The following is a 24,942-nucleotide window of genomic DNA, read 5'->3' as shown; positions in this document are numbered from 1 at the left end:
AACGGGATGGCCGCACGCCACCGGTCTCCGGCCGGGGATCGGCGGTCCCCCATCGGTCCTTTGAAGAAGGGCGGCGCGTCAGAGAGCTCGGACGCTCGCCATCAGGGGTGCGATGTCGGCCCAGAGCCGCTTGCGCGTGTCGGGCACGGTCACGAAGAGCACCGAGGGCTTGCGTCGGCCGATGTCGATCACCGCGAGCGCCGCCCGGGAGGAACGCTCCTTACCCTTGACCTGGTAGTTCACCCGGTAGGCCAGCACCCACCCCTTGCCGGTGGCCAGGCGCTGCGAGGCGGTCCAGGTGACCCTTCCCCCCTCGGGGTGGTGGTTGCGGATCGTCCACTTCACCGCGCTCAACGCCGCCTTGCGGTAGTCGGCGTCGCTCTTGAGCGGCTTGGCCGGGGGGGCACCGGGCAGCGGCCCCGAGGCGATGACCGTGCGCGGCAGCCCGGCCGAGCCGACCTGCTGGCCGACGGAGAACGACGGCACGGCCTTGGCCGCCCACGGCTTGCCCAGGCTGGCATAGGTCACCGCGGATTTGGCATCGGTCACCGCGCCCAGCACCACGCTCGGTGTGCCCGGCAGCGCCTTCAGCGCCGTCGCGCCCGGCAGTGCGGGCAGCGTGATCGGAGACACGGTCGGCGAGGGCTGCGCCGTGGGCGCCACGCTCCGACCGCCCCCCGCCGGGTCCGAGGGCTCGTCGCCGGAGAAGAGTATGAAGATCAGGACCACGATGACGCCGGTGACGACGGCGGCGCCCAGGCTGTAGGCGACCCGGATCGGGATGTCGCCGATCCGCATCAGCAGGCCACCGGACTTCCGTCCCGCTCCGCTCGGCACACCGGGCCGGGCCCGCACACCTGATTGACTCTGCGTGCCCGGCTCGCCGAACACGCCGGGCCGCTGCGACGCGCCGGGCCACCCCGTCGCGACGCCCCCGTCCGCCCTGCCCCCCGCATCCGTCCGACCGGGCGCACCCATCCGACCGGACGCATCCGTCTGACCAGGCGCACCGGGCCTGTCGGGACGCCAGGGGCCGGCGGAGCCGCCTATCCGCCTGACCGGGATCGTCCCGAGCCCACCAGACTCGCGCACCTGGTCGGCGTCCGCCTCCGGCTCGTCCGCCCGGCCGCCGGAACTCTGCCCGGAACGGCCGGGATCGGGCGGCGGCGAGTGGGGGAACGATCCAGGCCGCTTTGGTCTGGAGACCAAAGCGGTCTCCTCACCGTCACCGATGGGGAATCTTCTGGGCACCCGAGGGCTGATGACCGAACCGTCTTCAGCGGGGATGGCGGGGATGGGAGCCGTGGGCGCGTCATATGAGGGGATGTATCTCTCGTTAGAGCGCCCGGAGGAGTTACCGCCGACGTCCGCCATACGCGTCAGGGTATGTCACCTGGAAAAGATTCGACGCATCGTCGTTTATTACGCTTCGGCCACGGGATGTACATCAGCCCAGGTAACAGTGTTTCCCCTGCCACGAACAAAATGTGGTTCTGTATGGCCGCGCTCATGAGGGGCTTCTACGAGATCGCGACGACCGACCCCAAGTGGGGCCGGCGCATCGTCGCACTGATCCGGCCCTCGGCGGAGAAGCCGTGCACTGATCCGGCCCTCGGCGGAGAAGCCGTGCACTGATCCGGCCCTCGGCGGAGAGGCCGTGCCCGGCGCGGACCTCACCGGCGAACCACTGGCCCACTGCGCGACCCGGCCGGCACGTCTCAAGCACCCCCGAGTGATCGAATATCACGACCGGCTGCCGCGCACCCCCACGGGCAAGCTCGGCCGCGGCGACCTTCGTGAGACGTATCTTCCTGCCTGAGCTGGGAAGATACCCATGCATGGGACGATCAAAGACAGGCGTCGCGCTGCTTGCGACCGCCGTCATGACGCTCGCGGGCTGCGGCCAGGGCATGAGTCTGCAACCACCCGGGACGGCCGGCTCCCCCAGCGCCTCGGTGAGCACCTCCGTCGGTGCCTCTGTCGGCGCCTCTCCGGGAGGCTCGCCCGGGACCACACCCGCTCCCGGAAACGGACTCGGTTCCCTGGAGACCGCCTACGAGCAGATCATCACCAAGGCACTGCCGTCCATCGTGCAGATCACCACGAGTGAGAGCCTCGGCTCGGGAGTCGTGTTCGACACCGCCGGGCACATCGTCACCAACGCCCACGTGGTCGGGAGCAGCAGGCGAGTCGAGGTCACGCTCGCCACGGGAGGCACCCCCCGGACGGCCAGACTGATCAGCTCGTTCAAGCTGGGCGACCTGGCCGTGATCAAGGTGGACGACCCGACCGGGCTGCAGCCCGCCGTCTTCGGCGACTCCACCAAGCTGCGGGTCGGCCAGATCGTGATGGCCATGGGAAACCCGCTGGGCCTGTCCGGCAGTGTCACCAACGGGATCATCTCCGCGCTCGGCCGCACCGTCACCGAGCCCTCGAACGACAACTCGCCCGGGGCGACGATCAGCGGGGCCATCCAGACCTCCGCGCCGATCAACCCGGGCAACAGCGGCGGCGCCCTGGTCGACATCGCGGGCGAGGTCATCGGCGTGCCGACCCTGACCGCCGTCAACCCCGAACTCGACAACGCCCAGGCCGCGGGCATCGGCTTCGCGATCCCCTCCAACACCGTCAAGGACATCGCCACGCAGATCATCAGGGACGGCAAGGTCACCAGCACCCACCGGGCCGCGCTCGGCGTCGTCGTACGAACCGTGATCGACATGAGCGGGCAGCCGGCGGGCGTCAGCGTCGTACGGGTGCTGAAGAACAGCGGCGCGCAGCGAGCGGGTCTCAAGGCCGGGGACCTGATCGTCTCGATCGACGGTACGCCCACCCCGTCGACCCAGGACCTGTCGACGCTCCTGTCGGGCCTCAAGCCCGGCGAGGACGCGAAGGTCGAGATCATACGCCCCGACGGCTCAAGGACCACCCTCTCCGTTCCCCTTGAGGAGCTCCACGGGGGCTGAGCCGGGGCGGGACCAGGATGCTCCTATGGATGTCAGGCGGCTGGATGTCAGGCGGCCGATTTAAGATCATTTGAGGACCCGAGGTCAGCCGGTAGTCGGGTCAGACCCCACCGGGAGGCACTCACCCACGTCATCACCGTCAGTAGGGCAGAACGCGATCGCTGAAGGACTTGGCCACGAAGGGCGCCTTGAACTTGGGGAAGGCGATCGTCTTCGCGTCGCCGTCAGAGGTGTAGCGCTCGTCGGCGTTCGCCTTCAACCAGTCGAGCCAGGCCACGGAGCAGAACTTGGCGCAGTCGCCCGTCTTGTCCATCGAGCGGATGCGCGGGATGCCGAGCGGGTCGAACTTCTTGTTGAACGGCGACAGCGCGGGGGTGTAACCGGCGAGGAACACGCCGCCGTAGTTGTAGGAGACGTCACCCGAGGAGCCCTTGAGACCCCACTCCTTGGTGTCGGGCTGGTTGCCGTACGGCAGCGCCAGCGTGACCGGGGGCGTCTTGATCAGCCCGGTGATGAGCCGGTGGCCCGCCGCCACCTCCTCGTTCACCGCCTTCTTCTCCTTACCGCGCAGGTTGAGGTGGTCGCGGGTGTGGTTGCCGATGTCGAAGCCCTTGTCGGTGAGCCAGAGGAGCATCTGTGCCCCCTCCTCGGGCGTCTCCTTGCCGAACATGTCGCGCGTGACATAGAACGTGCCGACCGGGCGGAAGCCGGGGTGGGCCTTGGCGACGCTCTGCAGGATCGCGACCGCGGTGTTCGGCCGGGGGAGGCCCGTCCCGTCCAGCTCGAACTGTGAGGGTGAGGAGTCGTCGAAGGTGAGGACGACGGGGTGCTTTCCCGCCGGGATGTCGATGCGCCCGGTGACGAACTCGGCCGCGGTGACGGGCACGTAGTTCTCCCTGGCCAGCCGCTCCAGCTCGGTGCGGAACTGTTTGGGAGTGCGGTCGTCCTGGGTCGTGGGCTTGTCGACCACCCGGTGGTACATGAGAACGGGGATCTGCCCGAGCTCGTTGGCCTTGACCTTGGCGGCAGCCGCCGCCCTGGTCTTGAGGAGGTTGGCCTGCGAGGCCGCCGCGGCGGCCGACGCCTTGGCCGCGGCGGCCAGCTTCGCCTTCTGCTCGTCGGCCCCGTCCTGTCCCGATCCGCACCCGGCCAGCACGACTCCTGCCGCGACGACCACCACACCGGCCCTGCCTATTCTGAGACGGCCCATCGAATCCTCCAAGCGCGCTGACGATACGCTTCTCATCCCCCTCTGACCTGCGGGTTGACCTCCGTCACTGGCAAAGGTTCCCGCCGGAGCCACTCTCGGCGACGTCGCGCGGACCCTGCCCTCTCCGCGTCGCACCGGCTCCGCCCAGGAGGGCGTCTCCCGCGTGAAACCCGGCCTGGAGCGGGATTCTCCCCCGGCGGAGATATCGCGGACGCCAGGCGTCATCTCGTACTTTGATGGCCTTACCGATGACTTATTTTGTTGACCATTATTCAACAATTCAGTCATGTTACCGTTGACCCCCCCTCCATTCCGCGCCTACCGTCCGGGCATCCGAGCGGCTCAGAACGGCATCGTGAGGAGGAGAGATGGCGGAGCGCCTGAAAAGCCGTGGGCTTCTCGGGGAGATGGCGGCCGAGTTCACCGGCACCATGATTTTGATCCTGTTCGGGGTGGCGGTGGTGGCCCAGGTCGTGGCGGCCGGGATCGGCGACCACGACAGCATCGCCTGGGCGTGGGGGCTCGGGGTGATGCTGGGCGTCTATGTCGCGGCGCGCACCAGTGGTGCCCACCTCAACCCCGCCGTCACCGTCGCGCTGGCCGCCTTCAAGGGCTTCTCCTGGCGCAAGGTCCTGCCGTACTGCCTGGCACAGACCGCAGGCGCGTTTGTGGCGGCGCTCATCGTCCGCTTCAACTACGGCGAGGTGCTGGAGAAGGCCGACCCCGGGCTCACGATCAAGACCCAGAGCGTCTTCTCGACCCTGCCGGGCAACGGGTCACTGCCCGTCGGCACCTGGGGCGCCTTCCGCGACCAGGTGATCGGCACCGCCATCCTGCTCCTGCTCATCCTCGCCCTCTCCGACGCGCGCAACACGGCGCCCATGGCCAACCTCGCCCCCTTCATGATCGGCCTGCTGGTCGTGGCCATCGGCATGGCCTGGGGTAGCAACGCGGGCTACGCCATCAACCCCGCCCGCGACTTCGGGCCGCGGCTCGCCTCGTTCCTGACCGGGTACGAGACGGCCTGGCAGGACCAGTACGGGCAGCTCTACTTCTGGGTGCCGATCGTGGCGCCCCTCATCGGGGGGCTGATCGGGGCGTTCCTCTACGAGATCCTGGTGGCCGGATTCCTTCCTTCCGAGGAGACCGGCCCCGAGGTGGGGCGGGTAACGCCCGAAGACCCGCGCCACCCCTGAACGGACGCGCGACAACCGCGGGTAAGAACAGCAGCAGATCCCCGGAGAGTCTCACCAAGGAGGCACCACGCAATGCCTGACTTCGTCGGAGCGGTCGACCAGGGCACGACGAGCACCCGTTTCATGATCTTCGATCACGGCGGCAACGAGATAGCCCGGCACCAGCTCGAACACGAGCAGATCCTGCCGCGGGCGGGGTGGGTCGAGCACAATCCCACGGAGATCTGGGAGCGCACCAGGGCGGTGATCGAGACGGCGCTGAACAGGGCGGGCCTGGTCGCCGCCGACCTCGCCGCGCTCGGCATCACCAACCAGCGCGAGACCACGGTGGTCTGGAACCGGACCACCGGACGCCCGTACCACAACGCGATCGTCTGGCAGGACACCCGCACCGACCGGATCGCCTCGGCCCTGGACCGCGACGGCAGGGGCGACGTCATCCGCCACCGGGCGGGCCTCCCCCCGGCGACGTACTTCTCCGGCGGCAAGATCCAGTGGATCCTGGAGAACGTCGACGGGGTACGCGAGGCGGCCGAGGCCGGAGAGGCGATCTTCGGCAACACCGACACCTGGCTGCTGTGGAATCTCACCGGCGGTACCGACGGCGGCGTGCACGTCACCGACCCCACCAACGCCAGCCGCACGATGCTGATGAACCTGGAGACCCTCGACTGGGACGACGAACTGCTGTCGTTCTTCGGTATCCCCCGCCGAATGCTGCCTGCCATCGCCCCCTCCTCCCATCCCGGCCTCTACGGCACCACCAGGAGAGGCGGCCCGCTACGTGGCGAGGTCCCGCTCTCCGGTGACCTCGGCGACCAGCAGGCCGCCACAGTCGGACAGGTCTGCTTCGAGGTGGGCGAGGCCAAGAACACCTACGGCACCGGCAACTTCCTGCTGCTCAACACCGGCACCGAGTTGGTCCGCTCCAAGCACGGCCTGCTCACCACCGTCTGCTACCGCTTCGGCGAGGAGCCGCCGGTGTACGCGCTGGAGGGTTCCATAGCCGTGACCGGTTCCGCCGTGCAGTGGCTCCGCGACCAGCTCGGCATCATCTCGGGGGCGGCGCAGAGCGAGTCACTCGCCCGGCAGGTCGAGGACAACGGCGGCGTCTACTTCGTGCCCGCCTTCTCCGGCCTCTTCGCGCCGTACTGGCGGTCGGACGCCCGGGGCGCCATCGTCGGCCTGTCGCGCTTCAACAACAACGCCCACCTCGCGCGGGCCACCCTGGAGGCGATCTGCTACCAGAGCCGCGACGTGGTCGAGGCGATGCGGCAGGACTCCGGCGTCACCCTCGACGTCCTGCGGGTCGACGGCGGCGTCACCGCCAACAACCTGTGCATGCAGATCCAGGCCGACCTGCTCGGCGTACCCGTCTCCAGACCCGTGGTGGCCGAGACGACCGCGCTGGGGGCCGCCTACGCGGCGGGGCTGGCCGTCGGCTTCTGGAAGTCGAAGGACGAGCTCAAACAGAACTGGCAGGAGGGCCGCCGCTGGGAGCCGCAGTGGTCCGAGGAACAGCGGGCCGCCGGCTACGCCGGCTGGAAGAAAGCGGTCGAACGCACCCTCAACTGGGTCGACGTGTCCTGAACGCAGCCGGATCACCACCGGCGAACCCGCCTCGCGCCGACGGCCGGGGCCCGCCCTGTCTCCCCCTGTCTCCCCCTGTTTCGCCCACCCCGCGCCGCACACCGCCCCTGACCGGTGGTCCCTCGAACACCGGTAACCCGCCGGCCCCCGGTCAGGCTCCGGTGAGCAGCTTGCCCAGCCGCTCCACCGTGGGCCGGGACTCCACGTGCAACCGGGAGACGTCCAGCCCCTCGTCGGCGAGCACGACGAGCAGCGCCTCCTGGCGGACGGCGTAGACGACGATGTATCCGCCGCGGCAGCGGGTCACCACCTCACGAAGCTCCCCCATGCCCACCTCGTAGCCCGTGCGTTTACCCAGCCCCAGCGTGGCGGCGGCCAGTGCGGCCAGCACCTCGGGCCGCGAGCCCTCGCTGTCGGCCGCGACGAGCAGTCCGTCCACCGACGCGACGGCCGTCTCCAGCACGCCGGTCACCTGCTCACGCAGGATCTTCAGCTCGGCGAGCACCGCCTGCTTGCTCATCAAATACCTCCAGCGTGAAAACCCCGGGACTCAGCCATGGGGTGCGAAAGCGGCGCGGTGCCACTCGATGTTCTCGGAAATCTGAGCAGGCGCAGCCTGTGCGGCGGCCGTTCACGGCCTGCCGCCACCCTGCCGCCGAGCGGGTCCATGATCTCATCCCCCCTCGGGGCCGGGGTCGCCCGTCTCCTGCGGGGGCAGGGACCTGAGGGCGAGAAGAGGCCGGGGCGGGGCCGGGCCTCCCCCTACGGGGGCCAGCACTTCGTTGATCCTGCTGGTACCCGGGCGGCGGCGGGGCAGCCGGGCAGCCGGGTCCTCGTCCTTTCCGCCGGGCTCGGGGACGAGCGCGGCTCCGCTCGGCGCGGCCCCGGAGCCGTCGAGGTCGAGCGCTCCTTCCTCGACCATCCTGGCGATCTCGCTCATCACCGCGAACAGGCCCTTGCCCAGCACGAAGGCGATGTCGCGCGGTGTCCTGCGGCCGTTCGCCCGTTCCAGGACGGCACGGCGGGTGCGGTCGGAACCGAGCATCGTGGGAACGGGGACGGCCGGGGGCACGGGCCTGACCCGCATGGACAGGTCGAGCCGGCGCCAGGCCGCCACGTGCTCCATCCGGCGGGCTGTCTCCCGCGCGAGCCGCTCGGGCCCGACGCCCGGCAGGACGGGCAGCAGCGGCAGGGGGCCGCCGGGCCCGGCCGGTTCGGCGACGCACGACTCGACGCCGTAGAGGGTCATCGCGAACACCGCGTCGAAGAGCGCGGCCATGCACACCGCCTCCAGGCCCGCCTCGCCGACGACGCCGCGCCCGGCGAGTTCCGCGGCCAGCCGGTCGGAGGGGGCACCGGCCGCGTACGCGTCGGTCCACTCCTTCTCCGACACCCGGCCCGACCTCAGCAGCAGCGACTCCGGGCCGGGTGCGGCCGGTGTCGCGGCGGCCACCACCAGGCCGTTCCTGATCCACAGGGTCCCTCCGGGGCCGCCCTCAACGCGGAGCACGCCGGAGAATTCCTCCCGGGAGAACCGGAGCAGAAACGTCCCGATCTCCCCCAGGACCTCCGGCTCCCCGGTGGTCACGCCGCCATCCCGCGCCGTGGCAGGGAACGGTCCACCGCCCCGCGGGGCGGATTCGGCTGAGTCACGGCCGATGACGGCACGAAGTCACCTCTGGTTCCGCTCGCGGCGGCCGAGCCGTTCACGTACGGAATGCGGGTCGGCCTTCACCACTGTGTTTCCTCCATCTACCCCTGGCGGGCGCGCCCAGCCGGGAAAAGATGCCGCCGCACACGCCCCTGGCGAGCCGGGAGGCGTCCGGGCACGGCGGACCTCCCACTCCGCGGACGGGACAGGTCATGCCCTCGGCCGTGGGATGGAGCTCCAGGTATCTCCCCGAATGAACCGGGCATCCGGCACTACACCCTACTGCATTTCACTAACAGTAGTAGGTAAGTGTACTTTACGTATCTACAGTCACAAATGACCTCGCCTGTATATGCGATACCTCCGTACTACGAGGCGTCAAGGCCCGTACCGGTCCCCCGGGGGGAAAGAAGCTCATGAACATCGAAACCGCCCTCAAGGAAGCCATGACGATCGACGGTTCGGTCGGTGCGGCACTGGTCGACTACGAAAGCGGCATGTGCCTCGGCACGATCGGAGGAAGTCGCGACCTGGACCTGGAGGTGGCGGCGGCGGGCAACACCGAGGTCGTCCGCGCCAAGGTCCGGACCATGGCTGCGCTGAACGTCAACGACTCGGTGGAGGACATCCTCATAACGCTGGCCAGGCAGTATCACATCATCAGGCTCCTGGCCGACAGCGGCGGCCACACCTTCCTCTACCTGGTGCTCGACCGGGACCGTGCCAATCTGGCCCTGGCCAGGCACCACCTCCGGCGCATCGAAAGCTCGCTCACCATCTAGGTGTACGAGGAGCGCGGCCACACGCCGAAGGGCGGCCGCTCCGGGCGGAGAGGTCCGGCGAGCCTCCTGCGACCGGCCGCGGCAGCGGATGACCCGCACGACACACCGGGGATCCACGCACACGAACGAAGGGCGGTCAGGACGGCGGTGGAGCCGACCTGACCGCCCTTCGGCGATCTGTCCCGCACGCCAGGCGTGCGGGACGGGGGTGGAGGTGGCGGGAATCGAACCCGCGTCCTTCAACTTCAAGACAGGGCTTCTCCGGGTGGAGCCTGCTGTGCTTTTCTCAGCCCCGGCAATCACGCAGGCAAGTCGCCGACGGGCTCAGCCACTGTAAGATTTCCCGATCTTCCCCGTGGCCGGGTCGATCGGTTGAGCCTCCTAGCGATGCCGGATCCGGGCCGGAGGCGCTCCCGGGCCGGCAGAAGTCACTCGCTGCTTAGGCGGCGAGTGCCAGGTTGCCCTGGCTGACTTCGGAGTGCGTCTTATTGGCACTTGTTGGTCGCGGTCACAGTGTTAACGAGGTTATGTCCGCAGTCCTCGACCCGCTTCACCTGGCTTGCAAAGCCAAAGTCGAAACCAGTCACCCCCTGTTGAATTTTCAACCCGTCCCCAAGGGGGCGAGCTATCCGAAGATACCCGTTACAACAGAGGTAACGCCAATCGAATTCCCGCCCGACGCGCCGGGCGAGGTGGCGAAGGCACCGTACGAGGCGGTGCGGGCTCAACGGGGTGGGGACTCGACAGGGCGCGGGCCCAGCGGGGCGCAGGCCCAGCGGGGCGCAGGCTCAACGAGGTGTGGGCTCAACGAGGTGTGGGCTCAACGGCCTGGGAACGCCGAAACCCCGGGGACGTCCGCGAATCGCGAGCGCCCCCGGGGTCGACCGGCAGGGTCGAGCCGGTCCTGACGGCAGGGCCTCCCCCGAGATGAGGCCCTGATCTCATCACAGCGACCGAGCCTGCAACCCCCCAAGCAGTGCTCGGTCACTTAGAAGGACGCAAACGAGGCACCCCATGGTTGCTCAGGGTGAAAAGAATATTCCGGGAGGTCACAGACCGGCGTGGAGCCCCTGGAAGAACCGTCCCGCGGCGGCCGCCCCCGCTGTGGGGTCGGGGCTCTGCATCAGCACGGCGACGGCCACGTCCCCCTGCCACCCGACGAACCAGGCGAGCGGCTTGCGGTTCTGCGAGGCGGCGGCCGTGATGCCGTGGACGGGATCGCCGGGGGCCGTGGCTGCGCGTGCCGAGCCCGCGGTCACGCCACTGCGCATGAAGGCGCGGAGGGTGCCGACGGTCTTGTCGTCCAGCTTGATCGGGTCGGGCGCTTTGTAGGGCTCGGTCTCCGTCGTGGCGTCGGCGGTCCGGGGGTCGGTGACCAGGACCGGCGGGCGCCAGGTGCCCGAGGCGGCGGCCCCGGCGACCAGTGCCATGGAGAGCGGGCTGACCAGCACGTTCTGCCCGGCGAGTGCCTTCGCCGTGGCCGCGTCGTTCTTGAGCGGCCTCATGGAACCGCTGAACCCCTTCAGCGGCAGGGCCCAGGGGGACCCGATGCCGAACTTCGCGGCGGCGGCCGCCAGTTCGGAGCCGTCGATCCTGCGGGCCAGTGCGGCGAGCGCGGTCACACAGCCGGTGGCGAAGTTGGCCTGGAGGGTCGGCGTCCCCCCGATGGGCGCGCCCTCCTGGTGGAACTCGGCACCGCCGACGGTCCTGTCCGCCGGGCAGGCCAGCTTCTGCCTGGGGCTGATCCGCGCCTTGAGCATGCCCTCGACGGACATGATGGAGAACGCGGTCCCCGCGGGGAACCTCCCGGCGAGGGCGTGCTTCTCCTGGTTGTACTCGTTGGTGCTGGACACCGCCAGGATGTCGCCGGTCGAGGCCTGAACCGCGACCAGCATGCCGGACCCGCCCAGCAGAGCGCTGTCGGCGGCCTTCTGGTGGGCGCGGTCGAGCGTGGTCTGGACCGGCGAGGTGGCACGGTCGGGCCGCCACTTCTTGAGCTCGGTCACCTTGAGCGTCTTGAGATCGACAGTGATCACGCGGGTGTCGGTCGAGCCGGTCAGGTGCTCCTGGTACGCCTTCTGCAGACCGGCCCTGCCGACCGTGTCCCCGGCCCGCTGCGGGCCGCCGAGCTGCTGCTCGGTCTCGGGGGTGACGGCGGTGACGGTGCCGACGATCTGGGTGGGCGAGGCGGGGGCGACCGCCTGCTCCTGCTCGGTGAGGATGATGCCGGGGATCGCCTCCAGCTGGGCGCGGAGCTGCCCGAACTTCGCACGGCCGAAGGTGACCAGCGGTACCTGGAGGTTGGGCTGGGCGGAACGGATCCGGCTCAGCAGGCGGTCATGCGGAAAGCCGGTGATCTTGGAGAGCCGCTGGCAGAGCCTGTCCGCCTCGTCGTTCTTCAGATTGGCCGGAATCACGCTCGCCACGTGCAGGACGGCCTTCTCCTGCAGCGGGTCGCGGTTGCGGTCGAGGATCGGCTGGCGCCCCTCGGGGGTGACCTTCACCGCGAACCGCTGACCTTCGCGCAACTGGGGGTGGAGAACGCTGGGCGACCAGCGCACCTTCCAGTGGCCGTCGACCAGGTGGAGCGGGAGCTTGCCCTCGTACTCCCACAGGGGGTTGTTCTCCCCCAGGTCGACCTCGGCGTCGAAGTCGGCCTCGACCTCGTCCGCGGCGCGCCGCATGCTCTTGACGTTGAAGCGGAACGAGGCCGCGTCGAGCTGGAGTTTGGCGTCTTGGAGTGCCCGGCTGACCACCTTCTCGTCGCCGTCCGTCCGCCTGGCCGCCGCGGCGTAGTCGCCCGTCTGCCAGCCGATCAGGAAGTCGCGCACCGCCTCGTGGGCCGAGGGCTCCTCGAAGCAGGCGGACAGCATGGGAGCCGTCACCGCCAGCGCGAGCGCCGCGGAGACGGCACGCCCGGCCTTCCCTCTCGTGGTCATCTGTTCCTGTGCCTGAGCGCGCGTGCCATCTCCCGCTTGGCCTGGTTCTCGGCCAGCGTCTGCCGCTTGTCCCAGTCCTTCTTTCCCTTGGCGAGGCCGATCTCGATCTTGGCCCTGCCGTCCTTGAAGTAGATGGCGAGCGGCACCAGGGTCAGGCCGCCCTCCTTGGTCTTGGCGACCAGCTTGTCGATCTCCTTGCGGTGCAGCAGGAGCTTGCGGGTACGGCGCGCGGCGTGGTTGGTCCAGGTGCCCATGGTGTATTCGGGGATGTGGACGTTGATCAGCCATGCCTCGCCGTCCTTGATGACGGCGTACCCGTCGAGGAGGGAGGCACGGCCGAGCCGCAGCGACTTGACCTCCGTGCCCTGGAGCACAAGACCAGCCTCGTAGGTGTCCTCGATGTGGTAGTCGTGCCAGGCACGCTTGTTCTGGGCTATTACCTTCCGCCCGGTCTCACGTGGCATGTGTTGAGCCTACCGGTCACCGGGGCCGCGAACCGCGCCCGAGAGCGCGGCCTCGGCCGCGCGCGGTGCGCGGGCGCCGGGCGCCCGCGCACCGCGCGACGGTCACGGAGGAGCGGGGGCGTCACACACGCAGGTAGCGGCGGAGCGTGACGAAGGAGGCCAGCACACAGATGAGCACGCCGAAGACCATGGTGACGCTGATCACCGAGGCGACCGTCTCCCAGGAGAGCTGACTGTTGGGAGAGAGGTAGAGCTGCACCCCGTCGAAGAGGAAGACCTTGCTGACGATCAGCAGCATCGCGGCCAGCACACCGCCGATCAGGCCGGCGATGACGCCCTCCATCACGAACGGGAGCTGGATGTAGAGGTTGGAGGCGCCCACCAGGCGCATGATGCCGGTCTCGCGCCTGCGGTTGTACGCCGAGAGCCTGACGGTGTTGCCGATCAGGAGCGTGGCCGCGAAGACCAGGATGATCGCCACCACCAGGGCCGCCCAGCGGAGCTTCTCCAGCAGCCCGAAGAACTTCTCCAGGAGCTCCTTCTGGTTGACCACGTTGGAGACCCCAGGCGCGCCCTTGAGCGCCTCGATCACCGGCCCGTAGGCCTCCGGGTCCTTGAGCTTGACCCGCAGCGACTCGGGCATGTCCTCGACCTGGATGGCGGAGAGCAGCACCGTGTTGTTGGCGTTCTGGTCCCGGAAGTTCTTGTAGGCCTCGGCTGCGTTCTCCACGGTGACCTGCTGGACCTGGGGCATGGCCTCGACTGTCGCCTTCAGCTCGGCCTGCTCCTGAGCGTTGACTCCGCCGCTGCCCTTGCACTGCGGGAAGGGGTCGTTCTTCTTGCACAGGAAGACCGAGACCTCGACCTTGTCCGCCCAGAAGTCCTTCATGCTGGAGATCTGGGAGTTGATCATCAGACCGACGCCCAGCAACGCCATGCCGATCGCCACGGTCACGATGACCGCGATGGTCATCGTGAGGTTGCGGCGGAGGCCGATCCAGACCTCGGAGAAGATGAAGTTTGCCCGCATGCTCTTCCTGTCGCTCTTTCCGGTCCTGGTGTCAGTACGCCTGGCCGTACACGCCCCGCGACTGGTCACGGACGATCTTGCCGTCCTCCAGTTCCACCACCCGCTTGCGCATGGAGTCGACGATGGCCGCGTCGTGCGTGGCCATGACGACAGTGGTGCCGGTCCGGTTGATCCGGTCGAGCACCTTCATGATGCCGATACTCGTCGCGGGGTCGATGTTTCCGGTCGGCTCGTCGGCCAGCAGGATCATCGGCCGGTTGACGAACGCCCGGGCCATCGCGACCCGCTGCTGCTCGCCACCGGACAACTCGTCGGGCATCCGGTGTGCCTTGCCCTCAAGGCCGACGAGCTCGACGACCTCGGGGACCACCTTACGGATGAAACGCCGGGGTTTACCGATGACCTCCAGAGCGAACGCGACATTCTCATACACGTTCTTGTTCGGGAGCAGCCGGAAGTCCTGGAAGACACAGCCGATCCGGCGGCGCAGGTGCGGGACCTTGAAGTTGGACAGTCGGGCGAGGTCCTTGCCGGCCACGTGGATCGCGCCCGAGTTGGGGCGCTCCTCCTTCAGGACCAGGCGGAGAAAGGTCGACTTCCCGGACCCCGAGGGGCCAACGAGGAATACGAACTCGCCCTTGTCGACATCGACGCTGACGTGGTCCAGCGCGGGCCGGTTCTGGTTCGCGTAGACCTTGGTGACATTATCAAAATGGATCACGGGCGCATCACGGCATGCCAGTCTAGGGGGTAGGACGGTCGCAGGAGTGGCAGAGGACCACTTCCACCTCTCGCCGATCGGGGGGCGCCGGTCATTTACGCTTGATCGACGTTCCGGTTGGCCGGTGCCCAGTCTAGGGGGAAGACCGGCATGGAACGTCCATAACGGAAACAAAACGATTCGGCGCCCGGTAACGAGCGGATAAAGTGGTTCTGACCTCGAAGAGGGAGGACGGCATGAGCTGTGAAGACCTGGTCTGCGCGGGGTGTGCTCACCCCGTGGCCGAGGGCCGCTGCCCTCGCTGCCGCGCGTACCGCGCTCAGCACCACCACGGCCTCGGCGGCATGACCCCCGCGTTCGTCGCGCTGGTGCTGATAGCGCTCTTCTTCCTCACCCTGGCCCTGAGACATCTCAGCGGGGCCTGAGCGGCGCCCCCCGGGGACACGCCTCACGGACGCCGGGCGTCCGTGAGCTGTGCCCATGAGGCGAGGGCGCGGGCTTCAGCCCTCGACACCCGCCTCCTGGCGGCGGGTCCAGCGGATCTCGGCCTCGATGAAGCCGTCCAGGTCACCGTCGAGCACCGCGCTCGGGTTGCCCGCCTCGGCGCCCGTCCGCAGGTCCTTGACGATCTGGTACGGGTGCAGCACGTAGTTGCGGATCTGGGTGCCCCACGACGTGGTCGACTCGCCACGGATCTCGTTCAGCGCCGCCGTCTCCTCCTGCCGCTTGCGCTCCAGCAGCTTGGACTGCAGGACCGCCATCGCGGTCGCCTTGTTCTGCAGCTGCGAGCGCTCGTTCTGGCAGGAGACCACGATGCCGGTGGGCAGGTGGGTCAGCCGGACCGCGGAGTCGGTCGTGTTGACGCCCTGGCCGCCGGGCCCCGAGGAGCGGTAGACGTCGACGCGCAGGTCGTCCTCGTTGATGTCGATGTGGTCCGTCGTCTCGACGACCGGCACCACGTCGACGCCCGCGAAGGAGGTCTGGCGGCGGCCCTGGTTGTCGAACGGGCTGATCCGGACCAGGCGGTGTGTGCCGTGCTCGCCACGGAGGGTGCCGTACGCGTACGGCGCCTTGACCGTGAAGGTCGTCGACTTGATCCCGGCCTCCTCCGCGTAGGAGGTCTCGTAGATGTCCGTCGGGTAGCCCTTGCGCTCGGCCCACCGCAGATACATCCGCTGAAGCATCTGGGCCCAGTCTGCGGCGTCCACCCCACCGGCCTGGGACTGGATGGTGACGACCGCCTCGCGGGCGTCGTACTCGCCGGACAGCAGGGTGCGGACCTCCAGCGCGCCGATGTCGCTCTTCAGGGACGCCAGCTCACGGTCGGCCTCGGCGAGGGTGTCCTCGTCGTCCTCGGAGGCGGCCAGCTCGTACAGGACGGAGAGGTCGTCCAGCCGCCGCCCCAGCGACTCGACCCTGTTGACCTCGCCCTGAAGGTAGGAGAGCCTGCTGGTGACCTTCTGTGCCCGTTCCTGGTCGTTCCACAGGTCCGGCGCGGCGGCCTGATCCTCCAGCTCCTCGATCTGCTTGCGTATCGCGCCGAGGTCGAGCACGTCCTGGATGCTGTTCAGCGTCCCGGTAAGCTCGTTGATCTGTTCTGCCGGATCGATGAGTGCCACGTCTGTAGAGGGTACGCGACCTTCACACCCGATCGTGTACAGCACTCTCCCCCAGCATGGCTAGCATGGCCCGCATCGGGGAACATCGGGAGGTGGACGTGCGCGGACACGGGCGATGGGGCGTGCTCGCGCTCGCGCTGGCGTTGACCACCGCGACCGCGGCGTGTTCCGATCCCCGTTCCGTTTCCGGGAACGCGCGGCCGAGCCCGCCGGGACCTCCGGCCGGTGACACGTCGGCCGCCCGCCCCACGACATCGCCGTCGCCGTCGCCGCTCCCGCCGCCCCCGGTCACGCTCGCCGGGGCGGCGAAGGCGCTGGCGGGCATCCTGGGCGCCGACGGGGTGCTGGGAGCGGCGACACCGCACCTGGACGCCGACCGCAGGATCATGCTGGCGCAGACCCGCGACGGGCAGGAGGCGCTCACGGCGGCGGCCTTCAACGGTTCCGCCGAGGCACTTCCCCCGTACACGTGGGGCACCCCCGAGCTGCTGGTCCCGCGCGGGCAGAACGGTCCCCTCTGGTTCGCCGCGATCGTGGACCGCAGGGAGCCCTCCGGCGGGGTCCGAACCGCCGTGCTGACCCTCATGCGGCCGCATGGGGAGGACTGGCGGCTCAGCTCGACCTCGCTGCTCGATGAGGGCACCCGGCCCCCTGAGATCGCCAAGGACGCCGACGGGTACGCGACGGCGCTGGGCGAGGAGGACACGAGCGTGGCGATCAGCCCGCGGCTCATGGCCCCGCTGCACGCGACCTCGGCCGAGGAGGGCGAGCGGGGGTTCGCGGCCGGGCTGATCGAGAAGGGCCCGCACACGACCGGCTTCGCCGACGAGATCACGAAGAGGCGCAGGGACGGGAAGAAGAAGTGCCTGGGCTATGACTCGATCTTCGCCGCGAGCAACTACCCGGTGCACGCGCTGCGCACCGCCGACGGCGGCGCGCTGGTCGTCTACGCGCTGATCAGGACGACGACCAGGAGCGCCAAGATCGATCCGTGCGCGTCGGACGCCCGTATCCCGTCGGACGCCAGGAAGCTGACGACCGAGCGCTTCATGCGTGAGGAAGTGCGCACCGTGGAGACGCAGCTGTACGTGAGCACGGTCCCGGCCAAGGAGAGCGGCCGGCCCGCCAGGGTCATCGGCTACCTGGGCGGCCTCACGAAGGTCAGCGTGAGCTGATCCGCTCCTCCTCCGGAGCCGCCATGCCACGCGCCGCCCAGGCCCCGCGAAGGAGCCCGGGTGGCGCGTGGCGTGGCGGCCGGACCCCGCGAGGAGCCCGGGTGGCGCGTGGCGTGGCGGCCGGACCCCGCGAGGAGCCCGGGTGGCGCGTGGCGTGGCGGCGGGCCCGTGAAGGAGCCCGGGCGTGCGGATCACGCGCCGCAGGCCCGGGTCCCCGCGAGGAACCCGGGCGGGCGGCTCACGCCTCGGCGTGCGGGAGGTTGACGGTGGCCGCCAGCGTGCGGACCGCGCGTAGCGCCACCGACAGGGTCGCGAGGTCGAAGTTGTCGCTCTCCCAGATCTCCGACAGGGTCTGTTTCGCCCGCGAGACCGCGGCCGAGTTGGCCTCGGCCCAGCGCGCCAGACGCTCCTCGGGCGACAGTCCCGGCGCGCTGTGCACCAGGACGTTGTGGGTGAGCGTCGCGTGCGCGGCGTAGAGGTCGTCGCGGAGCGCGGCCCGCGCCATGGAGTTCCAGCGACTGTCCCTGGGCAGCGCGATGACGCGCTCGCGTAGCCTGGAGAGCTGGAGCCGGTCGGCGAGGTCGAAGTAGACCTCGGCGACGTCGTGCACCGGCCTGTCGCTGCGTACGGCCACCTCGACCAGGTCGAACGTGGAGTAGGCGGGCACCATCGCGGCGACCCGCTCGGCCAGTTCGGCGGGGACGCCCCAGGAGACGAAGCCGTCGCGCCGCTCCTCGAACGCGACCAGGTCCGCCCCGGTCAGCAGCTTGGGCAGGTGTGGCAGCAGGCCGTTCATGCTCTTGGCGAAGAAGTCGACGGTGGAGGCCAGGTCCAGCGGCGGACGCCGGTTGCCCAGCAGCCACCGGGTGCCTCGCTCGACGAGCTTGCGCGCCTCCAGCTCCATGGCGATCTGGGCGGAGGTGTCGACCTTGTTGTCCAGTTCCTCGATCTGGCGCCAGAGGCTGGGCAGGTCGAAGACCTCGCGGGTGACCAGGTAGGCGCGGGCGATGTCGGGAGTGGACGCGCCGCTCTCCTCGCCGAGGCGGAACATGAAGGTGGTCCCGCTGGAGTTGACCAGGTCGTTCACCACACCGGTGGTGATGATCTCTCTCCGTAGCGGGTGGGTGTCCATGTAGGCACGGACCTCCCCGTCGCGCAGCGCCGAGGGGAAGTAGGACACCAGCCAGGACGCCAGGTAGGGATCGTCCGGCAGGTCGGAGGCGAGGATCTCGGCATCGGTCACCAGCTTGGTGTAGGCCAGCAGCACCGAGAACTCCGGCGCGGTGAGCCCGATCCCGGACTGGCGGCGCTCGGCGAGCGTCTTGTCCGACGGCAGGAACTCCAGCTCCCGGTCGAGCAGTCCGGCCCGTTCCAGCCTGCGTAGCTGGCGCGAGTGGATGTGCAGCATGTCGGCCGCCTGCTCGCGGGCGGCGGCCAGCACCACGTTCTGGTCGTAGTTGTCGCGCAGGACCAGCTGGGCCACCTCGCCGGTCATGTCAAGGAAGAGCTGGTTGCGCCGCTTGTCGGTGAGCTCCCCGTCGCGGATCGCCCTGTCCAGGAGGATCTTGATGTTGACCTCGTGGTCGGAGGTGTCCACACCGGCGGAGTTGTCTATGAAGTCGGTGTTGACCAGCCCGCCGTTGAGCGCGAACTCTATCCGGGCGAGCTGGGTGAAGCCCAGGTTGCCGCCCTCGCCGATCACCTTGCAGCGCAGCTCGCCGGCGGTGACCCGCAGGCCGTCGTTGGCCTTGTCGCCGACGTCGGCGTTGGCCTCGCTCGACGCCCTGACGTAGGTGCCGATGCCGCCGTTCCACAGCAGGTCGACCGGGGCCCGCAGGATGGCGCTGATCAGGTCGGCCGGGGCCAGCGACGTCACCTCGTCGTCGATGCCGAGCACGGCGCACATCTGCGCGGAGACGGGAATCGACTTGGCCGTACGGGGCCAGACGCCGCCTCCGGCGGAGATGAGCGAGGTGTCGTAGTCGGCCCACGAGCTGCGGGGCAGCGCGAACAGCCGGGCGCGCTCGGCGTGGCCTCGTGCGGCGTCCGGGTGGGGGTCGACGAAGACGTGACGGTGGTCGAACGCCGCGACCAGCCGGATGTGCTGGGAGAGCAGCATGCCGTTACCGAACACGTCACCGGACATGTCACCGATTCCGGCCACGGTGAAGTCGGTGCTCCGGATGTCGACGCCGATCGTGCGGAAGTGGTACTTGACCGACTCCCAGGCGCCCCGGGCGGTGATGCCCATGGCCTTGTGGTCGTAGCCGATCGATCCGCCGGAGGCGAAGGCGTCGCCCAGCCAGAAGCCGTACTCCTTGGACACGGCGTTGGCGATGTCGGAGAACGTCGCGGTGCCCTTGTCGGCTGCGACCACCAGGTAGGTGTCGTCCTCGTCGTGCCTGACCACGTCGGCGGGCGGGACCACCCGGCCGTCGGCGAGGTTGTCCGTGAGGTCGAGCAGGCCGGAGATGAACATCCGGTAGCAGGCGATGCCCTCGGCCAGGGTGTCCTCCCGCAACCCCGACTTCGGTAGATTTTTGACGACAAAACCACCTTTGGAGCCGGTGGGAACGATGACGGTGTTTTTCACCATCTGTGCCTTCACCAGCCCGAGCACTTCGGTCCGGAAGTCCTCCATCCGGTCCGACCAGCGCAGCCCACCCCGCGCGACCTTGCCGAAGCGCAGGTGCACACCCTCGACCCGGGGCGAGTAGACGAACACCTCGAACTTCGGCCGGGGCAGCGGCAGCACGCTGATCGACGGCGAGTCGAGCTTCAGGCTGACGTACGGCTTGCGCTCGCCGTCGATCCGCTGGAAGTAGTTGGTCCTGAGCGTGGCCCCGATCATCTCCAGGTAGGCCCGCAGGATCCGGTCCTCGTCCAGGGAGGCCACCTCGTCCAGGGCGGCGAGGATCTCCTCATGCAGCGCGTCGGCCAGGTCCGAGCGGACCTCCGCCGGGCGCCGGGGGTTGAGCCTGGCCTCGAACAGGCGCACCAGCAACCGCGCGAGCCGCACGTTGCCCATCAGCACCCGCTCGATGTACTCCTGGCTGAACGTGGTGCCCGCCTGGCGCAGGTACTTGGCGTAGACGCGCAGGATCTCGGCCTGCTCCCAGGTCAGCCCGGCGGTCAGGACCAGCCCGTTGAACCCGTCGCTCTCCACCCGCCCGGCCCACAGGGCGCCGAACGCGTCCTGGAAGAGCCGTTTGAACTCGTCCCTGTCGACCTCGGGCGAGGGCGTGTAGCGCAGGCCGAAGTCGTAGATCCAGGCATCCTTGGTCGCCGGGTCGTTGTCACGGTCGATCTCGTACGGCCGCTCGTCGACCACCTCCACGCCCATCCGCTGGAGCAGCGGCAGCACCCTCGACAGGGAGACGGGCGCGCCGAGGCGGTAGAGCTTGAAGCGGCGCTCTCCCTCCGAGGCGTCGTAGGGCTCGTAGAGGTTCATCCCGATCTCGTCGGAGGAGTTGGCCAGCGCCTCCAGCCGGCGCAGGTCGGCGACCGCCATCCGGGCGGGGAAGTCGGCCTTGTACCCCTCGGGGAACGCCGAGGCGTAGCGGCGGACGAGCCCGGGGGCCTCGTCCTCGGGGCTCAGCTCGGTGATCGCGGTGACCAGGTCGTCCTCCCAGGACCTGGTGGCGGCGGCCAGCCTCGCCTCCAGCTCCTCGACGTTCACCGCGTCCGCGTGCAGTGGCCTGCCGCGCTCGCCGCGCACGACCACGTGCAACCGGGCGAGGGCCGACTCGCCGACCATCGCGCTGTAGTCGAAGGAGGTGCCGCCGAGCGCTCTGAGCAGGATGTCCTGCATCTTGAGGCGGATCTTGGTGGTGTAGCGGTCGCGCGGAAGGTAGAGCAGGCACGAGATGTAGCGGCCGTAGTCGTCAGGGCGGAGGAAGACCTTGACCTGCTTGCGCTCGCGGAGCCTGAGCACACCGAGCGCGATCGGCAGCAGCTGCTCCACCGAGGTCTGGAAGAGCTCGTCCCTGGGGAAGGTCTCCAAAATCTCGATGAGGTCCTTGCCGTCGTGGCTGTCGGCGGTCAGGCCGGCGAGCACGATCACCTCGGCCAGCTTGCGCCGGAGCACCGGGACGCGCGAGATCGACTCACTGTAGGCCACGTGTGTGAAGAGGCCGAGGAAGCGCCGCTCACCGATGACCTCACCCGAGGCGTCGAAGAGCTTGACGCCCACGTAGTCGAGGTAGGCGGGTCGGTGGACCGTGGCGCGGGTGTTGGCCTTGGTGATGATCAGCATCTGTTGCTTCTCGCGGGCCTTGGCGCGCAGCTCGGGAGGGAGCGCGGCGAAGCTGCCGGAGTCGGCGCTGTCGTTGCGGAGGATGCCCAGCCCCGTCCCCGGAATCGGGTGCAGCCTGTCGCCCTCCGCGCTCTCCTCCAGACGGTACTCACGGTAGCCCAGAAAGGTGAAGTGCCCGTCGGCCAGCCAGCGCATCAGCTCCAGGCTGTCCTCCACCCCGGCCGGATCGAGGGGCGGCGGGTTGACCGAGATGTCCTCGGCGGTCCGCAGGGTGAGCGCACGCATCTTGACGAAGTCCTCGACGGCGCCGCGCACGTCCTCCAGGACGCGCTGCAGGTCGGCCTCTATCGACCTGAGCACTGAGGGGTCGGTCTGCCTGTCGATCTCGAAGTGCATCCAGGACTCGGCGAGCGCCTGCCCGGTGACGTCCTCCTGGCGGTGCCCGAGCAGCTTGCCGGTCATGTCCCTGCGCACCTGCATCTGCGGGTGGATGACCAGGTGGGTGCCGATGTCATGGCGGTCGAGCTCCATCGTCACCGAGTCGACGAGGAAGGGCATGTCGTCGGTGACGATCTCCACGATGGAGAACCCGGGATCCCAGCCGTGCTCCTCCAGGCTCGGCGTGTAGGCCCGGACCAGAGCTCGGCCCTGGGGGCGCTCCCTGGCGAGATGCCTCTGCGCGATCGCCGGGCCGTACAGGTCGACCGGGTTCCGGCTCAGCAGGTCTTCCGGGGCGACATGCCGGTAGTAGAGCCGTAGGAAGGCGAGCGCCTCCTCCACGCTCACGTGGTCGCTGCCCGGTGTGTGCGCGCACGTCTCGGCGGCACTCCTCAGCAACTCGTCCTTGGCCTCGTCGAGCGGCATGTCGCTCTCACTCCTTTGTGAGGGATTTTGCATATTTTGGTGGGGGTCCATGTCAAAACTCATGGTTCCCGGCGGGGAGAAAGTGATGTCACCACGCACGCCCTCCGGGGTGCGGTGCCCTCTTGGGGCCACCCGCTCCCGGCCACGCCCCTCTTCCCCGGACCCGGGACCCGGGGCGTGGAACGCCCGCCACACAGTGGTTGCCTCGTCACGGGTGGGTGGGTTCCGGCCAGGTGCCACGGCTCATCATGTGAGCCGAGATCTCTCGCCGCTGCCCGCGGGGAACGGAAGGTCTCCGGGTCGGAGACGGCGGGCTCTCCCTGGGAGATGGCGGTAGGGCAATCATCCCACAGAGTCGCCTCGGTGAGGCTACGGCGCAGCCGGGCGAGTCTGGGCTCGCTCCCGGCACCTCGCCCGGCGGGCCGGGCCGTCCGGCCCGCGCTCCGCCCATCGGGCTTGGCCCGTGGCACGACACCTCCAGTGGCCCTTTGCCCCGATCCTCGTTGACCGGGACGCACCACCGTTACTGATATCACCCGAAAACCGACCAAACGTCAATGTGACACTCGACCGTCGTCCATGGAGGAGGATTTCCACCGCCTCGTTAATCGTACGGTCCCGTAGGTAGGTCTGCTCGACGACTTCGCGGTGTTCTGGGGACGGTTGCGGATGACCCACAGGGCCGTCGAGATGTGTCCCGCCCTCGCACCGCGCGTGGTGCAGGAGACCTGAAGCCGTCGAGACCCGTCGTACGAACGGTGACACAAATGTGACCAACCAGGCGGGCGGTGCGGTCGTCCTACCGGGTAGTCGACACGGCACCTCGGGGAGAACGCATGCGGACCGCTCCTGACAGGCGGGCATTTCTTCGTACCGGCGGCCTGGCCGCCCTGGCACTGAGTGCTCAGAGCCCCCCCGCCCTGGCACTGAGTGCTCAGAGCACCCCCGCCCTGGGCGCCACCGGCGTGACCGGCCGGAGTGCCACGGGCGCCGCGAGCGGGCCGCGGCCCGCCGACTGGCGGGCCCTGGCCGACGGGCTGGCCGGCAAGGTCATCCGGCCCGGCGACGCCTCCTACGACAGCGCCCGGCGGCTGTTCAACCCCACCTTCGACGCGGTGCGGCCCGCGGGCGTGGCCTACTGCGCCAACCCCTCCGACGTCGCCGAGTGCGTCGGCTTCGCGCGCCGGCTGAACGTGCCGCTGGCCGTACGGTCCGGCGGACACTCCTACGCGGGCTGGTCCACCGGGACCGGCCTGGTCCTGGACGTGTCCCGGATGAGCAAGGTGAGCCACTCCGCCGGGCGGGCGAGGGTCGGGGCGGGCGCCAAGCTGATCGACGTCTACGACAGACTCGCCGCGAGCGGGGTCAGCATCCCCGCCGGGACCTGCGCCACGGTCGGGGTGAGCGGGCTGGCCCTGGGCGGCGGGATCGGCGTGGTCTCCAGGAAGTACGGCCTGACCTGCGACGTGATGGAGTCCGTCCAGCTCGTCACGGCCGCAGGACAGCTGCTGACCTGCGACGCCAACCAGAACGCCGACCTGTACTGGGCCTCGCGGGGCGGCGGCGGAGGCAACCTCGGCGTGGCGGTCTCCTTCGAGTTCCGGACCCACCCGGCCCGCGAGGTCACCGTGTTCTTTCTGCACTGGCCGTGGTCGAAGGCGGTCCGGGCGCTGCGCGCCTGGGAGGCGTGGGGTCCCTCGGCCCCGGACGCCATGTGGTCGGGCATGCACCTCAGCCGCGACGGCGGGATGGACGTGCAGGTCGTCGGGCTCTACCTCGGCGGCAGGGCCGGCTGCGAGCGGCTGCTCGACCGGCTGGCCGACGCGGCCGGGTCTCCCTCGTCGAGTTACGTCAGACAGACCTCCTACCGCCAGGCCATGCTGACCATGGCGGGCTGCGGCTCGCTCTCGGTCACCCAGTGTCACCTGGGCGGGTCCCTGCCGGGGCAGACCAGGGGCGGGCGGCTGTCCAGAGACACCTTCACCGCCAAGTCGCACATGGCCTACCGCCCGCTCTCCGAGGCCGGGGCCAGGGCACTGATCGCCCAGGTCGCCCGCCCCGGGCAGCACACCGTGCTCCTGGACGCCCTCGGCGGCGCCGTCGCCCGGGTCCGCCCCGACGCCACGGCCTTCCCGCACCGGGCCGCCCGCTACAGCGTGCAGTACTACGCCCACCGTGCCGGAGCGGCCGGCTGGGCCAGGACCGCGCACGCGGCGATGCGACCCCACTTCGGCGACCACGCCTACGTCAACTACATAGACCCCGAACTCGGCGGCTGGCGCGCGGCCTACTACGGGGCGAACGCCACCAGGCTCGCCCAGATCAAGGCCGCTCGCGACCCGGGCCGCCTGTTCCGGGTCCCCCAGGGAATCTGACCTCGGGGACCGCCGGCGGGAGCCTCGCCGTCCGAGACGCCCGGTCCTTACCGGGCCGCCGGGTCTCCCGATCGGCGAACTCCGTCCCGAGACGTCGTCCCCGCG

General features: G+C 69.4%; 19 protein-coding genes and 1 other RNA gene. 9 read left to right on the top strand and 11 right to left on the bottom strand.

Translation table 11 applies throughout. From position 1 onward, the window contains the following. Nucleotides 1-78: 78 nt before the first annotated feature. Nucleotides 79-1,209 (bottom strand): hypothetical protein, encoded by a 1,131-nt coding sequence (locus OG884_RS23645; RefSeq protein WP_326636252.1) that lies wholly within the window; start codon nt 1,207-1,209, stop codon nt 79-81. A gap of 288 nt (nt 1,210-1,497) precedes the next feature. Here OG884_RS23645 and OG884_RS23640 point away from each other — a divergent pair, with 288 nt between their 5' ends. From OG884_RS23640 to OG884_RS23630, 3 genes are read left to right on the top strand one after another with little or no spacing between them, the layout of a single operon-like run. Beyond that, nucleotides 1,498-1,635, top strand: coding sequence for a hypothetical protein (locus tag OG884_RS23640; protein ID WP_326636250.1), 138 nt, complete (start codon nt 1,498-1,500; stop codon nt 1,633-1,635). 22 nt (nt 1,636-1,657) lie between these two features. Next, the gene (locus OG884_RS23635; RefSeq protein ID WP_326636248.1) at nt 1,658-1,819 is read left to right on the top strand and encodes a hypothetical protein; all 162 of its coding nucleotides are present in this window, start codon (nt 1,658-1,660) and stop codon (nt 1,817-1,819) included. Nucleotides 1,820-1,838: 19 nt separating this feature from the next. After that, the gene (locus OG884_RS23630) at nt 1,839-2,966 is read left to right on the top strand and encodes a S1C family serine protease (RefSeq protein ID WP_326636246.1); all 1,128 of its coding nucleotides are present in this window, start codon (nt 1,839-1,841) and stop codon (nt 2,964-2,966) included. Between the two features lie 139 nt (nt 2,967-3,105). On the opposite strand, the gene OG884_RS23625 is transcribed toward OG884_RS23630, so the two are convergent. Beyond that, nucleotides 3,106-4,176 (bottom strand): polysaccharide deacetylase family protein, encoded by a 1,071-nt coding sequence (locus OG884_RS23625; protein ID WP_326636245.1) that lies wholly within the window; start codon nt 4,174-4,176, stop codon nt 3,106-3,108. Between the two features lie 368 nt (nt 4,177-4,544). On the opposite strand from OG884_RS23625, the gene OG884_RS23620 reads away from it, so the two are divergent. Further along, nucleotides 4,545-5,372: an MIP/aquaporin family protein gene (locus OG884_RS23620; protein ID WP_326636244.1), complete on the top strand. Its 828-nt coding sequence runs from the start codon at nt 4,545-4,547 to the stop codon at nt 5,370-5,372. Between the two features lie 72 nt (nt 5,373-5,444). Then, nucleotides 5,445-6,962, top strand: coding sequence for a glycerol kinase GlpK (gene glpK / locus OG884_RS23615; protein ID WP_326636242.1), 1,518 nt, complete (start codon nt 5,445-5,447; stop codon nt 6,960-6,962). 151 nt (nt 6,963-7,113) lie between these two features. On the opposite strand, the gene OG884_RS23610 is transcribed toward glpK, so the two are convergent. Both OG884_RS23610 and OG884_RS23605 read right to left on the bottom strand, forming a co-directional pair. Next, a complete protein-coding gene (locus tag OG884_RS23610) occupies nt 7,114-7,482 on the bottom strand; it encodes a roadblock/LC7 domain-containing protein (protein ID WP_326636240.1) in 369 nt (122 codons plus the stop codon). 153 nt (nt 7,483-7,635) lie between these two features. Continuing rightward, complete coding sequence (locus tag OG884_RS23605; RefSeq protein WP_326636238.1) at nt 7,636-8,550, bottom strand: hypothetical protein; 915 nt, start codon at nt 8,548-8,550, stop codon at nt 7,636-7,638. Between the two features lie 479 nt (nt 8,551-9,029). Between OG884_RS23605 and OG884_RS23600 the strand changes: the two genes are divergently transcribed. Next, complete coding sequence (locus OG884_RS23600) at nt 9,030-9,395, top strand: hypothetical protein (protein ID WP_326636236.1); 366 nt, start codon at nt 9,030-9,032, stop codon at nt 9,393-9,395. Nucleotides 9,396-9,601: 206 nt separating this feature from the next. Here the strand turns inward: OG884_RS23600 and ssrA are convergent. The 5 genes from ssrA to ftsE all read right to left on the bottom strand — a co-directional run bounded on the left by ssrA (nt 9,602) and on the right by ftsE (nt 14,549). Continuing rightward, nucleotides 9,602-9,986, bottom strand: a transfer-messenger RNA (tmRNA) gene (gene ssrA, locus OG884_RS23595). Between the two features lie 458 nt (nt 9,987-10,444). Continuing rightward, the gene (locus tag OG884_RS23590; protein ID WP_326636233.1) at nt 10,445-12,334 is read right to left on the bottom strand and encodes a penicillin-binding transpeptidase domain-containing protein; all 1,890 of its coding nucleotides are present in this window, start codon (nt 12,332-12,334) and stop codon (nt 10,445-10,447) included. Further along, nucleotides 12,331-12,798 carry an SsrA-binding protein SmpB gene (gene smpB / locus OG884_RS23585; protein WP_326636230.1) on the bottom strand — a complete coding sequence of 156 codons (468 nt, stop codon included), beginning with the start codon at nt 12,796-12,798 and terminating at the stop codon, nt 12,331-12,333. Before smpB ends, OG884_RS23590 begins: the two co-directional genes overlap by 4 nt. 121 nt (nt 12,799-12,919) lie before the next feature. Beyond that, nucleotides 12,920-13,828 (bottom strand): permease-like cell division protein FtsX, encoded by a 909-nt coding sequence (gene ftsX, locus OG884_RS23580; RefSeq protein ID WP_326636228.1) that lies wholly within the window; start codon nt 13,826-13,828, stop codon nt 12,920-12,922. Between the two features lie 31 nt (nt 13,829-13,859). Further along, nucleotides 13,860-14,549 (bottom strand): cell division ATP-binding protein FtsE, encoded by a 690-nt coding sequence (gene ftsE / locus OG884_RS23575; protein ID WP_184939289.1) that lies wholly within the window; start codon nt 14,547-14,549, stop codon nt 13,860-13,862. A gap of 236 nt (nt 14,550-14,785) precedes the next feature. Between ftsE and OG884_RS23570 the strand changes: the two genes are divergently transcribed. After that, on the top strand, nt 14,786-14,974 hold the full coding sequence (locus tag OG884_RS23570) for a hypothetical protein (RefSeq protein WP_326636222.1): 189 nt from the start codon (nt 14,786-14,788) through the stop codon (nt 14,972-14,974). A gap of 75 nt (nt 14,975-15,049) precedes the next feature. On the opposite strand, the gene prfB is transcribed toward OG884_RS23570, so the two are convergent. After that, the gene (gene prfB, locus OG884_RS23565) at nt 15,050-16,168 is read right to left on the bottom strand and encodes a peptide chain release factor 2 (protein WP_326636220.1); all 1,119 of its coding nucleotides are present in this window, start codon (nt 16,166-16,168) and stop codon (nt 15,050-15,052) included. Nucleotides 16,169-16,233: 65 nt separating this feature from the next. Between prfB and OG884_RS23560 the strand changes: the two genes are divergently transcribed. Next, nucleotides 16,234-17,343, top strand: a complete 1,110-nt coding sequence (locus OG884_RS23560) for a hypothetical protein (RefSeq protein WP_326636218.1) — start codon at nt 16,234-16,236, stop codon at nt 17,341-17,343. Nucleotides 17,344-17,581: 238 nt separating this feature from the next. On the opposite strand, the gene OG884_RS23555 is transcribed toward OG884_RS23560, so the two are convergent. Then, nucleotides 17,582-22,462 (bottom strand): NAD-glutamate dehydrogenase, encoded by a 4,881-nt coding sequence (locus OG884_RS23555; RefSeq protein ID WP_326636216.1) that lies wholly within the window; start codon nt 22,460-22,462, stop codon nt 17,582-17,584. A gap of 836 nt (nt 22,463-23,298) precedes the next feature. Between OG884_RS23555 and OG884_RS23550 the strand changes: the two genes are divergently transcribed. Further along, nucleotides 23,299-24,837 carry an FAD-binding oxidoreductase gene (locus tag OG884_RS23550; RefSeq protein ID WP_326636214.1) on the top strand — a complete coding sequence of 513 codons (1,539 nt, stop codon included), beginning with the start codon at nt 23,299-23,301 and terminating at the stop codon, nt 24,835-24,837. Nucleotides 24,838-24,942: the final 105 nt, after the last annotated feature.

Source organism: Streptosporangium sp. NBC_01755 (assembly GCF_035917995.1).
Lineage (GTDB): Bacteria > Actinomycetota > Actinomycetes > Streptosporangiales > Streptosporangiaceae > Streptosporangium.
This window is presented reverse-complemented; position numbering and strand designations above follow the sequence as displayed.